Below are 15,519 nucleotides of genomic sequence, written 5' to 3'. Positions count from 1 at the left end.
TATGACGATGCAAGCCTTTAACTTTGATAACCTGACTCCTGACTTCATGTGGTACGCCCTGGAGAGCATCGGAGTTCGCGCTGAATCCGGGCTTCTCGCTCTCAACAGTTACGAAAACCGTGTATATCAGTTCACCGATGAAGATCGTAAGCGCTACGTCGTTAAGTTTTATCGTCCGCAACGCTGGAACAAAGCACAGATCCAAGAAGAGCATGACTTCGCACTCGAGCTTATCGAACAAGAGATGCCAATTGCACCTCCAATGCGAATCAACGGTGCAACCTTACATGAATACCAAGGCTACCTATTTGCCTTGTTTGAAAGTGTCGGCGGCAGACAGTATGAAGTGGATAACCTAGACCAACTGGAAGGCGTAGGCCGTTTTCTTGGTCGTATTCATAAAGCCAGCGCGGGAAGAACATTCCAACATCGCCCGACAATCAGCTTAGATGAATACCTTTATCAGCCACGTAAGATTCTAGAGAATTCTCAGTTTATCCCGACGCACCTAGAAAACGCGTTCTTCAATGACGTTGACCTTCTGATAAAAGAGCTAGAGAGCCAGTGGCCGAGCAACATTGAGAATATCCGCCTGCACGGTGACTGCCACCCTGGCAATATTTTGTGGCGCGATGGGCCAATGTTCGTCGATCTTGATGACGCACGTAACGGCCCTGCGATACAAGATCTGTGGATGCTGCTCAATGGCGAGCGCCAAGATAAGCTGATGCAACTGGATATTCTGCTAGAGAGTTATCAAGAGTTTTGCGATTTTAATACCGCACAACTGAAACTAATCGAACCGCTACGCGGTCTACGTATGGTGCATTACATGGCATGGTTGGCGAAGCGATGGCACGATCCGGCGTTTCCTTTAGCCTTCCCATGGTTTAATGACCCGAAATATTGGGAGCAACAAGTACTTGCTTGTAAAGAGCAAATTGCTACCCTGCAAGAGCCACCACTTTCGTTAATGCCTCAGTGGTAAACGCAATCGCAACATACAACTAGATAAAAATTCAAACATAATGGAGATTGGATAAATGAAAAAGCTATTCGCATTTTTCTCATTGATCATGTTGAGCCTTTCAGCTCACGCTGCGAAATTTAACGAAGGTGAACACTACAAAGTTCTCGATCTAGAAGCATCAAAAAAACCAATGGTGACAGAGTTCTTCTCTTTCTACTGCCCACACTGTAATAGCTTTGAGCCAATCATCCAGCAGCTAAAACAACAGCTACCTAAAGACGCTAAGCTACAGAAGAACCATGTTTCATTCATGGGTGGCAACATGGGGCTGCCAATGAGCAAAGCTTACGCGACCATGATTGCACTGAAAGTTGAAGACAAAATGGTGCCAGTGATGTTTAATCGCATCCACACCATGAACAAGCCACCACGTGATGAAGCCGAACTGCGTCAAATCTTCCTAGACGAAGGTGTTGATGCTAAGAAATTCGATGCGGCATACAACGGCTTTGCAGTAGATTCGATGGTTCGTCGCTTCGACAAAGCATTCAAAGACAGCGGCCTTTCTGGTGTACCTGCTGTTGTAGTTAACAACCGTTACTTAGTAGAAGCGCAAGGCATCAGCAGCCTAGACGAGTACTTTGAATTGGTTAACTTCTTACTGAAAAAGTAAAAAAACAATCAAAAATACAAAATAAGGGAGCTTCGGCTTCCTTTTTTGTACCTGACGCTTTTTAATGACTTCTTGCAAGAGACACTATCTTGGGATGCTGTTCGGTTTCCCATTTATCCAATTAACCTTTATAAGGTGTACGATAAAGTGAACCTTTATATTCTGTTGTTTTCTATAACCTTTTATTAACAGCTATTTATTGCTACCAATCACTGGGGCAAGGAGCCTCTGAATGAAAATCAAATATACGTTATTAGCGTTAAGCGTTGCCGCTGCGCCCGCGTTAGCCAAGCTTGCTGATGAGCCAGGTTTCAGTGGTGAGATATCTATCAACGCCGGTGTCACTTCTTCAACCTCAAATTTTAATACCGACGCTGACAGTAAGATCTCATCGACTAACCAGAAAGCTTCGTCTGAGAGCTCGTTTTTAGTTGCGCCTCTCGGTAGCATTGCTTACACCTTTGGTGAAAAGCTGAACCATCAGGTTTACACAGGTACCGCGCGTGATGATGTGGCGACGGGTACTGTTGTGCTTGAGGTTGGTTATAAATACCAACTAGAGTCAGGCATGACCATCGATGCTTCGATTCTGCCAACTATTATGTCTGGCGAGACTTGGGCCGATCCGTACAACACGACGTCAGCTCGCAGCAAAACCGACGAGACGGGTAATGCCTTTCGTTTAACACTAGAGAGCATCGCTGACTCTGCTTTCTCTTTAGACATGGCCTACGCCACCAAAGATGTGAAAGATGATCGAGTTGAAGACGCGCTAAAACGCGACGCCGATACTTTCTACCTGAAAGGTCAATATCGTCAGCCAATCAGTCGTACCATGATGTTAGTACCGTCACTGATCTACCAATCAAGTTCTGCGGATGGCAAAGCTGCCTCTTATGAACAGTTTGGCGGTGAGGTAAGCTTATTTGGCGGCATGGGACGTCATCAATACGCACTAACGGCGGGTTACAACCAACGCTCTTACGATGCGAGCAGCATTACTTTCCAAAAGAAACGCAGTGACGATAACATCAATCTATTCGCCGCGTATGAATATGATCAATTCATGGATTGGGAAAACTGGTCGTTTGTTTCTCTTGCAGGCTACGGTACTAGTGACTCGAACATTACCTTCTATGATGAGTCTCAATACATCGTCTCACTCGGCCTGAACTACAAGTTCTAACTCCAGCCAGCGCCAATAAATTATCAAACTAAAGCCTGCACACAAGCAGGCTTTCTATTTACTACTAAACAGCTTGAGCCGTGAGTTGCTTCAACAATCGGTCCATCGCTCGATAGCCCAGCGCTTCCGATAGGTGTTTCTTTTCTATCTGCTCGTTACCGTCAAGGTCAGCAATGGTTCGCGCTACCTTAATGATTCGGTGATAGGCACGAATCGACAGCCCCAATCGATGGAGTGCTGTCTCAAGAAACTCCGCATCTTCACGTCGCAGTGGGCAATACTTCTCAATTTCTCGACTGCCGAGTAAAGCATTTGATTTATGGTTGCGAGATAACATTGTTTGACGAGCCTGTTTGACCCTGTGCTTTACGACTTGGGTGGTTTCACCTCGGTCACCTCCTTCGGCCAACATTCCCTTGGGCAATAGAGGTATCTCCAATGACATATCGAACCTATCTAGCAAGGGGCCAGATAAGCGGTTGAGATAGCGCAAGATTATCTGTGGGTTAGCCCGCGCTTGATTACCTTCGTAGTAACCTGTTGGACTTGGGTTGAGTGCACCGACCAACTGAAAGCGCGCAGGGAAACGCGTCTTGCCCGCAGCACGGGAGATAATAATCTCGCCCGACTCTAGTGGCTCACGTAATGAATCGAGCACCTTACGCTCAAACTCTGGCATCTCATCCAAGAACAATAAGCCGTTATGCGCCAAAGAGATCTCTCCGGGGCGAGGCACTGAGCCTCCTCCCACCAATGCCGCCATTGAGCTTGAATGGTGAGGGGATCGAAAAGGTCGTTGCTTCCAGTTGTACTGATTGATCTCTTGCTGCGTTAACGAAGCGACCGATGCAGTTTCCATCGCCTCGTCATCACTCATTTCAGGTAACAAATCACGCAGACGAGACGCCAACATAGTCTTGCCAGTTCCTGGAGGGCCAAGGAAAAGTAAGTTGTGATTTCCAGCGGCTGCTATCTCCAGAGCTCGCTTGCCTTGTTGTTGGCCGATAATATCTTGTAGGTCGCGAAGCACTGAAACATCAGCCTGATGATGTTCCGTTCTATATAGGCCAAGCTGAGTCTGTCCACACATGTCAGCACAAACCTCCAACAAGGTTTGCGCAGATTTATGGGCTCCCTTGCCCACTAGCGCAGCCTGATCACCGTTATGGTGTGGAACAACTAAGCATCGTTCGACGCTATCGGCAGCTAACGTCGCAGGCAACACGCCCTTTACTGAACGCAGCTCTCCAGACAGCGCCAACTCACCGATGAATTCATGCTGTGCGATCTTTGATGTCGGAAGCTGATCAGATGCCACTAAAATCCCAAGCGCGATTGGCAAATCGAAACGACCTCCTTCTTTGGGTAAATCGGCAGGAGCGAGGTTGACCGTGATTCTTTTTGATGGAAATTCAAAGCGAGAATTGATGATCGCACTTCTTACTCGATCTTTAGATTCCTTAACCGTTGTTTCAGGTAGACCCACTAACGTAAAGCCAGGCATTCCATTGCTTATATGCACCTCAACAGTCACTTCTGGCGCCTCTACACCAACACTAGCTCGACTATGAATTATCGCGAGTCCCATAACTTTCCTTTGTCTTTGATTTAAAAGTATTCGCTCTGGATATTCGTTGCTCACCAAAGCTATAAGGTTGTTATATAGCTTGATGGAATGGTGTTTTAATGTGAAAAAAGAATGACATTTTCCTTGTCATGCGGCAGATTTGTGTGATAACACTAGAGATATAGACTTTTACTGAAGACAATAAACGAGAAAACTCGAATATTATGATTTTTAACGCTCGCATTTACGCACTGATTAACCTGATTATCGTAGTCATTATTAAGACTGCGCGGGGGCGAGTGGGAAGAAAGTAACCACGAATTAGAAAAAACCCCCGCACTGACAAGTCCGGGGGTTTTTTCTAATTTAAACATTCGATTTTTATATTTTTGAGCATTTTCGGCTTTGCCGATTTACAGGAAGAATGGGAGCACAAGATGTGCAGAGACAAAGGAAACAGTTACCAAAATAAAGGTAATACGGGAGAATTCCGATGAAAGGCGCAGAACTAGTCGTATCCGCACTCAAGCAACAAGGAATTGAGACCGTATTTGGTTACCCAGGCGGTGCCATCATGCCAATCTACGATGCACTTTATGATGGCGGGGTTGAGCATATCCTATGTCGTCATGAGCAAGGCGCTGCAATGGCCGCGATCGGGATGGCTCGTGCAACACAAGATGTCGCTGTTTGTATGGCAACCTCGGGACCAGGTGCAACGAACCTAGTCACTGGCCTTGCAGATGCCTTTATGGATTCAATCCCATTGGTTGCTATCACAGGTCAGGTTGCAAGTTCCCACATTGGTACCGATGCATTCCAAGAGATGGATGTGATTGGTATGTCTCTGTCATGTACCAAGCACAGTTACCTAGTTACCGACATTGAAGAATTGGCTCCAACCCTAGCTGAAGCCTTTGTAGTAGCGAAGTCTGGCCGCCCAGGTCCAGTTATCGTCGATATTGCTAAAGATGTTCAACTAGCAGAAGCTCCTGTTAAAACTCTCCCAGAATTTACTCCACCAGCGATTCCTGTTGCAACAACCGATGCTATTGAACAGGCACAGTACTTTTTGTCTCAAGCTACCCGCCCTGTTTTATACGTAGGTGGTGGTGTTCAACTCGCTAAAGCGACCGATGCTGTTCGTGAGTTCTTACGCCTTAACCCGATGCCTGCAGTAAGTACATTGAAAGGCTTGGGTACTATCGAACGTGACGACCCACACTACCTTGGCATGTTGGGCATGCACGGCACCAAAGCCGCTAACCTAGTGGTTCAAGAGAGTGACCTGCTGATTGTTGTTGGCGCTCGTTTCGATGACCGAGTAACCGGTAAGCTTGATACCTTTGCACCACACGCGAAAGTTATCCATATCGATATTGATGCCGCTGAGTTCAGCAAACTGCGTCTTGCTAATGCGCCAATTCGTGGTGACATCAACAAGATCATGCCTCAGTTGGAACTAAGCCAAGACATCTCATCTTGGGTTCACCACTCTGAAGGACTTCGTAGCTCATTCAAATGGCGCTACGACCACCCAGGTGATCTGATCTTTGCTCCGCTACTGTTGAAGCAACTGTCAGACATGATGCCAGCAAGCTCTATTGTTTCGACCGATGTTGGCCAACACCAAATGTGGGCAGCTCAACACATTCAACCTCGCGATCCACAGAACTTCATCACCTCTGCCGGTTTAGGCACCATGGGCTTTGGCTTACCAGCCGCTATGGGTGCGTCGGTTGGGCGTCCTGATGACCAATCTATACTTATCTCTGGTGATGGGTCGTTCATGATGAACGTGCAAGAACTTGGCACGCTGAAACGCCGCCAAATCCCAGTGAAGATGGTGCTTCTAAATAACTCTCGCTTGGGTATGGTTCGCCAATGGCAATCGTTGTTCTTCGATGGCCGCCACAGTGAAACCATCCTAGATGACAACCCAGACTTCGTGATGCTAGCGAAAGCCTTCGATATCCCGGGTAAAACCATCACGCGTAAAGAAGAAGTAGAACCAGCATTGAAAGAGATGCTTGAGAGCAAAACCGCTTACCTACTTCATGTTCTTATCGATGAAGAAGAGAACGTATGGCCACTAGTACCGCCAGGTGCTTCAAACAGTGAGATGTTGGAGAACACATAACATGAAAAGATACCTATTAGACATCAAAGCCGATGATAAGCCTGTACTACTAGAGCGTGTTCTTCGTGTTATCCGCCACCGTGGCTTTATTGTTAAGCAAGTCGCAGGCACTCAAAACCACGAAAGCAAAGTGGCGAGTGTTGAGATCATTGTCGACAGTGACCGTCCGATCTCTTTCTTGGTCAATCAAATCGAAAAGCTGTGGGATGTGCGTACCGTTGACGTTATCTCTATCAGTCGTAATGAATTGCCAAACAATAACTTACAACAAAAGATAAACGCATAAGGAACCGCAAACATGACAGCTAAAACGGCAGACTATATTTGGTTTAACGGTGAGATGGTTCCTTGGGCAGAGGCGAACGTTCACGTCCTGACTCACGCAATGCACTACGGTACTTCTGTGTTTGAAGGTGTTCGTTGCTACAACACACCAAAGGGTCCGGTGATTTTCCGTCACCCTGAACACGCTAAGCGCCTAAAAGACTCAGCAAAAATCTACCGCTTCCCGATTCCTTACACTGAGGAAGAAATTATGGAAGCGACTCGCGAAACGCTACGTCAAAATAAGCTAGAGTCAGCGTACATCCGCCCTCTAGGTTTCGTTGGTAACGTTGGTTTAGGTGTATGCCCACCAGAAAACACTGAGATGGAGCTGATCATCGCCGCTTTCCCTTGGGGCTCTTACCTAGGTGAAGAAGCACTAGAAAATGGCGTAGACGCGATGATCTCAAGTTGGAACCGTGCAGCACCAAACACCATCCCAACCGCAGCTAAAGCGGGTGGCAACTACCTATCTTCACTACTGGTTGGTGGTGAAGCACGTCGTCATGGTTACGATGAAGGTATCGCACTAAGTGTTGATGGTTACCTTTCTGAAGGCGCAGGTGAAAACATCTTTGTAGTACGTAACGGCGTGCTATCGACACCACCAGCGACCAGTGCAATTCTGCCGGGCATCACGCGTGATTCGATCATGACATTAGCAAAAGACATGGGTTATGAGATCCGTGAAGAGAACATTGCTCGCGAAGCGTTATATCTTGCCGATGAAGTATTCATGACAGGCACAGCTGCAGAGATCGTTCCGGTTCGCAGTGTAGACAAAATTACAGTAGGTGAAGGCAAACGCGGCCCTATCACTGAAAAGGTTCAAGCGGCTTACTTTGGTCTATTCAATGGAACCACTGAAGATAAGTGGGGCTGGTTAGACTATGTGTACCCAGCATACCAAACTTCAGAAAACCAAACACAAACAACTAAGTAAGCAACAGCCAAATATTTTATAAGGATTTAAGCAATGCCAATCTATCGTTCAGCAACGACTACCCACGGACGCAACATGGCTGGTGCGCGCGCTTTATGGCGTGCAACTGGTGTTAAAGATGATGACTTCGGTAAGCCAATCATCGCAGTTGTAAACTCTTTCACTCAATTCGTTCCAGGCCACGTTCACCTTAAAGACATGGGTCAATTGGTTGCGGGTGAAATCGAGAAAGCGGGCGGTATCGCTAAAGAATTCAACACCATCGCAGTTGATGATGGTATCGCAATGGGTCACGGCGGCATGCTGTACTCACTGCCATCACGTGAGCTTATCGCAGACTCAGTAGAGTACATGGTCAATGCACACTGTGCGGATGCGATGGTATGTATCTCGAACTGTGACAAAATCACTCCGGGAATGATGATGGCTGCAATGCGCCTCAACATCCCTGTGATCTTTGTATCAGGCGGCCCAATGGAAGCAGGTAAAACCAAGCTTTCAGATCAGATCATCAAGCTCGACCTTGTTGATGCAATGATCCAAGGTGCCGATCCAACGATTTCAGATGAGCAAAGCGAACAAGTAGAGCGTTCTGCATGTCCAACCTGTGGTTCATGTTCAGGTATGTTCACAGCCAACTCAATGAACTGCCTAACAGAAGCACTTGGCCTATCTCAGCCAGGTAACGGCTCTATGCTGGCGACGCACGCAGACCGTGAAGAGCTGTTCATCAATGCCGGTAAGCGCATCGTTGATCTAACCAAGCGTTACTACGAGCAAGACGACGCATCAGCACTGCCACGCAACATCGCAAATCGCGCAGCCTTTGATAATGCAATGGCGTTAGATATCGCGATGGGTGGTTCAAGTAACACCGTTCTTCACCTTTTAGCGGCAGCTCAAGAAGGTGAAATTGACTTTGATATGGGTGATATCGACGAGATGTCTCGCCGCGTTCCACACCTATGTAAAGTGGCTCCTTCAACACCGAAATATCACATGGAAGACGTTCACCGCGCTGGTGGTGTAATGGCTATCCTAGGTGAACTAGACCGTGCTGGCCTACTGAACAACCAAACTCGTACAGTACTTGGCCTAAGCATGCAAGAGCAGCTTGCTCAATACGACATCATGCAGACAGAAGACGAAGCGATACTTAAGTTCTTCCGCGCTGGCCCAGCAGGCATTCGTACTACTAAAGCCTTCTCGCAAGATTGCCGTTGGGATCGTCTTGATGACGACCGCAAAGAAGGTTGTATCCGTACTAAAGAGAATGCATTCAGCCAAGAAGGTGGCCTAGCGGTACTTTCAGGTAACATCGCGGTTGATGGTTGTATCGTTAAGACCGCGGGTGTTGATGAAGAAAACCTTAAATTCCAAGGCCCTGCTATCGTATTTGAAAGCCAAGACAGTGCTGTTGATGGCATCTTAGGTGGCAAAGTGAAAGCGGGCGAAGTAGTTGTTATTCGTTACGAAGGACCTAAGGGTGGTCCGGGTATGCAAGAAATGCTTTACCCAACCACTTACCTAAAATCTATGGGGCTAGGTAAGTCTTGTGCTCTTCTAACTGACGGACGTTTCTCTGGTGGTACATCAGGTCTATCTATCGGTCACGCTTCTCCAGAAGCAGCAAGTGGAGGTGTGATTGGTCTAGTAAACACTGGCGACATCATCACTATCGATATCCCTAGCCGCTCAATCACACTTGATGTGCCAGAAGCAGAGCTAGAAGCGCGTCGTGTTAAACAAGATGCACTAGGCTGGAAACCAGAAAACCGTCAGCGTGAAGTATCTTTCGCACTGAAAGCTTACGCAAGCATGGCGACCAGTGCCGACAAAGGCGCAGTGCGCGATAAGTCTAAACTTGAGGGCTAACTATGAGTGATGACACCTCCAGTCCCCAAAAACAAACTGGCGCAGATTATCTGCGTCAGATCCTGAGAGCGCCGGTTTACGAAGCGGCAATCGTGACACCTCTACAGGATATGCCACGTTTAAGCGCGCGCATTGGAAATCAGGTGCAGCTTAAGCGAGAAGACCGCCAGCCGGTGCACTCGTTCAAGCTACGTGGTGCCTACAACATGGTATCAAGCCTTTCTGAGCAGCAAAAAGCCGCAGGTGTGATTGCTGCATCGGCGGGTAATCATGCTCAAGGTATGGCGCTGTCCGGTTCAAAGCTTGGTATTCAAACCACAATTGTGATGCCAAAAACCACTCCAGATATCAAGGTCGATGCGGTGCGTGGATTTGGCGGTAACGTCGTTCTGCACGGCAGCAACTTTGATGAAGCTAAGGCTGAAGCCGAGCGCCTTTCTGCTGAACATGGTTACACCTTTGTTCCTCCATTCGATCACCCGTTGGTGATCGCTGGTCAAGGCACCATGGGCATGGAGATGCTGCAGCAAAACGGTCACATGGATTATATCTTTGTGCCTGTTGGTGGTGGTGGCTTAGCGGCAGGTGTTGCTGTGTTAGTAAAACAGCTGATGCCAGAGATTAAAGTCATTGCAGTAGAACCAGAAGATTCGGCTTGCTTGAAGGCAGCACTGGATGCTGGTGAACCAGTAGTACTGGATCAGGTCAGCATGTTTGCTGATGGTGTGGCGGTTAAACGCATTGGTGAAGAGACATTCCGTCTGTGTCAGCAGTACATCGACGGTCACATTGCCGTGTCTAGTGATGAGATCTGCTCGGCGGTAAAAGACATCTTTGAAGACACTCGTGCGATTGCCGAACCTTCAGGAGCGCTTGCTCTGGCTGGCTTGAAGAAGTTTGCTGAGCAGAACCAACTGCAAGACAAACAATTGGCAACGGTACTGTCAGGTGCTAACACCAACTTCCATGGCCTGCGGTATGTGTCTGAACGTTGTGAGTTGGGTGAGAAGCGCGAAGGCCTGCTTGCGGTCACTATCCCTGAGCGACAAGGGGCATTCCTAGAGTTCTGTAATATTATTGGTGGTCGAGCGGTGACTGAGTTTAACTACCGCCAAAACGACGAAAGCCTAGCGAATATCTTCGTTGGTGTACGTCTACAAGGTGGACAAGAAGAACTCGAGCACATCATCAATGACCTACGTGACGGTGGCTACCCGGTTGTCGATCTGTCTGATGATGAGATGGCAAAACTGCACATTCGCTACATGATTGGCGGTAAACCATCGAAACCACTGAAAGAACGTCTGTACAGCTTCGAGTTTCCAGAATACCCAGGTGCATTGATTAAATTCCTTGATACCTTAGGTACTCACTGGAATATCAGCCTGTTCAACTATCGTAACCACGGTGCCGATTACGGTCGCGTATTGTGTGGCTTCGAACTTGGTGATGATGATTTAGCTCAGTTCTCAACACATCTACGAGAGCTTGGCTATCAATGTAAAGATGAAACCGATAACCCTTCCTACAAGTTCTTCTTGTCTTAAGAGTTAACGACCGAATCAAAAAGAGCGAGTATTTACTCGCTCTTTTTGTGGGTGAAGATTCAGCTCAAACTTGAAAAGGATCTTCTCGCTAAGATCATTAGATCGCCTTGCGATGATCCAGCCAATCTTGATGAAGTTGTTCACTCGATCCTAGGTACTTGACCATCCATTCGATCAGCTTATGGTTATCGTCTTTTCGCCACACTAAACAACAATGACTCTGCGGGCTCGGTTCAGGCAGTATTTTCTCCACCAGCAAGCCTTGCTCGATAATAGGTGCAGCAATGTGTCTTGGCATATAACCCACCCCTACTCCATTTTTAAGACATTCAATCGCGCTATACCAGTTAGGTAACAATAGGCGTCTTTGATTAGAGTAGTGCCCTGTGTGTCGCTTAGGGAGCACACTAGAGGTATCGTCCAAACATATTGCGGGATACTGGCTAACAAATTCTTCATTGAGGTTTTGCTCTCGCACACACGGATGACTCGGCGACATTACAAACGCCCAATCTAACCGTCCCATATCTTTCACCTCAAAGTCACCACCGACCGGAATCGCAGAGGTTGCGCCAATCACGATGTCCGCTCGACCCTGTGCAATGGCTTCCCATGAGCCGTTGAACACCTCCATGTTGATCTGGAGCTCTGCAAACTCAAAGGTTTGGTAGAACTCTTCAATCATCGGCTTCATCTTATCGAGCTTAACCACGTTATCGAGCGTTAGGCGCAAGGTTTTCTTCCAACCACGAGCCGCGCGGCGAGTCTGGGCACTGACCTCTTCCATCTGTCTCAACAACGCACGAGCCTCTTCAATGAACAACTCACCAGCAGGTGTCAGCTCAACCTTTCTCGGTAACCGTCTGAAAAGTAGAACATCCAGTTCTTGCTCAACCTGTCTAACACCGTAGCTGATCGCAGACGGTACTTTGTGCAACTGTTCAGCAGCTGCGGTAAAACTACCCAAGCGAGCCACAGTATCGAGCATTTCTAAAGAGGATTTAGAGAACATAAGCCTTCAAATTTTTTGATTGATAACTACATATTTTAGCGTTTTATTTTATCAGGTCTGAAAAATAGAATGTCAGCATAAATAAACAGGGGCTTTAACTTCTGTATATCAAACAATTTTTTTGATGATAAAAACATCACTACCTTTAGCTTAATGGCATCTTATGAATATTTCTAAATTTCAATTGGTCTACCTTGCAGTTCTTTCAATGCTTGGCTTTATTGCGACCGATATGTACCTTCCTGCATTTAAGGCAATGGAAGTTGATTTCGCAACCGGCCCGGAGCAGATTGCTCTATCTCTAACCGTATTCCTTGGCGGTATGGCAATGGGTCAGCTTCTTTGGGGTCTGGCAAGTGACAAGTATGGTCACCGCAATACGCTAGCGGTTGGTCTTGTAATCTTTACGGCAGCTTCATTCGGCTTAGCATTCAGCACCGAGGTATGGCACCTACTGACACTACGATTCATTCAAGCAATCGGTGTATGTGCTCCGGCGGTAATCTGGCAAGCCATGGTTATCAAGCGTTACTCACAAAGCAGTAGCCAGCAAATTTTTGCAACCATCATGCCTTTGGTCGCACTATCTCCTGCACTAGCACCTCAGCTAGGTGTTTTACTTGCGGATAGCTTTGGCTGGCATAGTATCTTCATCACATTAACCTTGATGGGTGCACTGCTAGTGGCGACAACAATGGCTCAGCCAAAAGAAGCGCCTGAAGTAAAGCAGACATCGATTAAGACAGACATCAAGATGTTGCTTAAATCAAAACCTTACATGGGTAATGTTTTAATGTTTGCTTCGGCATCTGCGGCGTTCTTCGCTTACCTAACGGGTATGCCAGAGATCATGGCTCAACTAGGTTATGAAGCAAAAGACATCGGCCTAAGTTTCATCCCACAAACAATCGCATTCATGGCGGGTGGTTACTTCGGTAAGCAAGCGGTGAAGAAGTATGGCGATAGTATTGTACTAAGAAACCTTATTGGTTTGTTCAGCGTAGCAGCGATGCTTATCTTTATCGCATCACAGTGGGAACTGACTTCCATCTGGCCTCTACTTGCGCCTTTCTGTTTGATTGCTGTAGCAAATGGTGCACTTTACCCAATCGTAGTTAACCGTGCCCTATCAAGCGCTAAACAGAGCCCAGCAACAGCTGCTGGTCTACAAAACAGCCTGCAAATCAGCATCAGTGGCTTATCAAGTGCATTGGTAGCGGCAATGGCTAGCCAAGCATTAAGCGCAACAGGTATCGCAGTTGTGATTTGTTTGGGTGCATTGTGGGTTGGCTACATTGTTTCGAACAAAGAGCTTTCAGAACACTTCGCTACGCCAGACAACTCTCGAGTAGTAGCAGACGAGAAACAAGACTAGTTCCTCGTTTAACGAAAACAAAAAAGAGCGAGGTTACTCGCTCTTTTTTTATATCTAAATTCAGTCTCAGTTTAAGACAATTTCGAAGCAGCTTCACCGTCGACAATTTCTAACGCTGGCGCTTTATGGCGGCTATATTCATCATAGTTAACCACTCGGCTGCGGCCCATGTCTTTCGCCATGTACAAAGCGTTATCGGCCATCTTAACCAAAGACTCGGTATCAGAGGCTGGCTTAGGGTAAGTAGCTACACCTATCGAAACACCCAACTGACCTAATGACAAACCTTTATGTTCAAGGTGCATCGAACGCACAGCATCACACAAGGTTTGACCAAACTCAGTCGCTTCTTGCATTGAATAATGTGGAAGCAGTACCGCCAACTCCTCACCACCTAATCGGCAAGCAATCTCATCTTCACTGACGCTCTGTTTAAGTAGCGCACTGATCTCTTTTAATACGAAATCACCTGCATCATGACCAAAGTTGTCATTAAAACGTTTGAAGTGATCCAAATCGAGCATCAATAGCGATAATGGCTGTTCGCTGGTGGCCGAATTCATTGAGTGCTCTTCCAGTTTCTGCTCAAAGAAACGACGGTTGAATAAGCCAGTAAGAGGGTCGCTCAATGCTTGTGAGCGAAGCTTCTCTTGTAAGCTCAAGTTAGCTAATGCTAAGCCTAAATGCTCTGAAACACTGAAGGCTAATTGCTCGGTAATGGGATCAATCTTGATGTCACCAACACCGAAATAAAGGTGCATGATGCCGATGGTGTTGCCATGTGCCGTCAACGGAATACACAAGGTTTGGTTGTTTTCCATCTCATGCATGTGACCACAGGTTAACGAGTGGAAATCATCATTCGATTGATGTGCACGTCCTTTACGCAGTGACCAACACTCTTCTGGAGCAAAGCTCGCGCTTCCCGGCCAAGTCTCTCCCCAATCGAGCTGAGTGATCAACTGGTTACGCGATGCACGCATCAAAGAAACACTGCCGTTCACGTTACCGAGAATTCGCGGCAAGATATCCGAAACGATCTGTTGTGCCTCGACCATGTTATTACATGCGGCAAGCATATTCGCGAGGCGGTGCATCAACTCGATTTCATGGGTTCGTTGGCGAATGCGCTCGTCTTGCTTTTTCTGTTCTTCTTCCACTCGATGAACAATTTGGCGATTGCTCACGTATGAGGTGCCAATCAAGAAGCTCAAACTCAACACAACCATACCAACCAGAATCCCCATCAATTGGAAGTTCATCTGTTTCAGTTGATGCATCGGTGAAGAGATAACGATAACGAAACTGCTACCGTTCATAGATTCTTTATGGGAGTAATAGATACGATCAACCGAAGTGACCGTACTAAAACGCACGTCACTGCCGAAGCCTGTTTTTAGAGCTTGTTGAAATTCAGGTCGATCGCTGTGGTTTTCAACGCCTGCAAGCGCATGATCAGAAAGGTCCGTATCCCCAATCACAACACCATCAGGATTAATAACCTGAATTCTTAATCGTGTACTAGCTTGGGTAAGATTACCAATATAATCATCAACATCTACGCCTTCCGAGAATAAACGACTATCTTCACGGACCTCGAACACGACATCTGACATCAAAGAGACAAGATGATCACGCTCATTTTCAACAACCAACTTTTCCAGCGTTACATAAAAGCCATAGAGACCTATTAACATTGAAAAAGACAAAATAATGATCGGCAATGTTTGCCATTTCTTTTCAACCAATATCACCGTACATCAACCTATTTATACCGAACCACAGCCCGAATATTAACAATCTATTAAAAAAATACAATTGCCAAATTGATTATTTTGTTAGCAGTGAGTGGCCGATACAAAAAAGCCAGTAGCGATGCTACTGGCTTTCATAAAAATATATTTTGA

General features: G+C 46.7%; 12 protein-coding genes. 9 read left to right on the top strand and 3 right to left on the bottom strand.

Features of this window, described 5'->3' with window-relative positions:
* The first annotated feature begins 1 nt into the window (after position 1).
* The 3 genes from L4C44_RS20935 to L4C44_RS20925 all read left to right on the top strand — a co-directional run bounded on the left by L4C44_RS20935 (position 2) and on the right by L4C44_RS20925 (position 2,829).
* Positions 2-988, top strand: a complete 987-nt coding sequence (locus L4C44_RS20935) for a serine/threonine protein kinase (protein WP_146492808.1) — start codon at positions 2-4, stop codon at positions 986-988.
* A 55-nt stretch (positions 989-1,043) separates the two neighbouring features.
* The gene (locus L4C44_RS20930; protein ID WP_055318939.1) at positions 1,044-1,643 is read left to right on the top strand and encodes a thiol:disulfide interchange protein DsbA/DsbL; all 600 of its coding nucleotides are present in this window, start codon (positions 1,044-1,046) and stop codon (positions 1,641-1,643) included.
* A 232-nt stretch (positions 1,644-1,875) separates the two neighbouring features.
* Positions 1,876-2,829: a DUF2860 domain-containing protein gene (locus L4C44_RS20925; RefSeq protein WP_428805656.1), complete on the top strand. Its 954-nt coding sequence runs from the start codon at positions 1,876-1,878 to the stop codon at positions 2,827-2,829.
* Positions 2,830-2,893: 64 nt separating this feature from the next.
* On the opposite strand, the gene L4C44_RS20920 is transcribed toward L4C44_RS20925, so the two are convergent.
* The gene (locus tag L4C44_RS20920; protein WP_019825526.1) at positions 2,894-4,417 is read right to left on the bottom strand and encodes a YifB family Mg chelatase-like AAA ATPase; all 1,524 of its coding nucleotides are present in this window, start codon (positions 4,415-4,417) and stop codon (positions 2,894-2,896) included.
* Positions 4,418-4,889: 472 nt separating this feature from the next.
* On the opposite strand from L4C44_RS20920, the gene ilvG reads away from it, so the two are divergent.
* The 5 genes from ilvG to ilvA are packed head-to-tail and all read left to right on the top strand — an operon-like array spanning position 4,890 to position 11,225.
* Positions 4,890-6,536: an acetolactate synthase 2 catalytic subunit gene (ilvG, locus tag L4C44_RS20915; RefSeq protein WP_146492788.1), complete on the top strand. Its 1,647-nt coding sequence runs from the start codon at positions 4,890-4,892 to the stop codon at positions 6,534-6,536.
* A gap of 1 nt (position 6,537) precedes the next feature.
* The gene (gene ilvM, locus L4C44_RS20910) at positions 6,538-6,822 is read left to right on the top strand and encodes an acetolactate synthase 2 small subunit (protein WP_017055442.1); all 285 of its coding nucleotides are present in this window, start codon (positions 6,538-6,540) and stop codon (positions 6,820-6,822) included.
* A gap of 12 nt (positions 6,823-6,834) precedes the next feature.
* Positions 6,835-7,803, top strand: coding sequence for a branched-chain amino acid transaminase (locus tag L4C44_RS20905; RefSeq protein ID WP_210447661.1), 969 nt, complete (start codon positions 6,835-6,837; stop codon positions 7,801-7,803).
* A 33-nt stretch (positions 7,804-7,836) separates the two neighbouring features.
* A complete protein-coding gene (gene ilvD / locus L4C44_RS20900; RefSeq protein ID WP_428805655.1) occupies positions 7,837-9,678 on the top strand; it encodes a dihydroxy-acid dehydratase in 1,842 nt (613 codons plus the stop codon).
* A gap of 2 nt (positions 9,679-9,680) precedes the next feature.
* Entirely contained in the window at positions 9,681-11,225 is a 1,545-nt protein-coding gene (gene ilvA, locus L4C44_RS20895; protein WP_146492791.1) for a threonine ammonia-lyase, biosynthetic, read from the top strand.
* A 97-nt stretch (positions 11,226-11,322) separates the two neighbouring features.
* Here the strand turns inward: ilvA and punR are convergent, their stop codons facing one another.
* Complete coding sequence (punR, locus tag L4C44_RS20890; RefSeq protein ID WP_017058788.1) at positions 11,323-12,237, bottom strand: DNA-binding transcriptional activator PunR; 915 nt, start codon at positions 12,235-12,237, stop codon at positions 11,323-11,325.
* 163 nt (positions 12,238-12,400) lie between these two features.
* On the opposite strand from punR, the gene punC reads away from it, so the two are divergent.
* Entirely contained in the window at positions 12,401-13,612 is a 1,212-nt protein-coding gene (gene punC, locus L4C44_RS20885) for a purine nucleoside transporter PunC (RefSeq protein ID WP_146492792.1), read from the top strand.
* A 71-nt stretch (positions 13,613-13,683) separates the two neighbouring features.
* On the opposite strand, the gene L4C44_RS20880 is transcribed toward punC, so the two are convergent.
* Entirely contained in the window at positions 13,684-15,309 is a 1,626-nt protein-coding gene (locus L4C44_RS20880; RefSeq protein ID WP_128644386.1) for a sensor domain-containing diguanylate cyclase, read from the bottom strand.
* Positions 15,310-15,519 lie beyond the last annotated feature (210 nt).

The sequence above is a fragment of the Vibrio satsumensis genome (assembly GCF_050337435.1).
Lineage (GTDB): Bacteria > Pseudomonadota > Gammaproteobacteria > Enterobacterales > Vibrionaceae > Vibrio > Vibrio satsumensis.
This window is presented reverse-complemented; position numbering and strand designations above follow the sequence as displayed.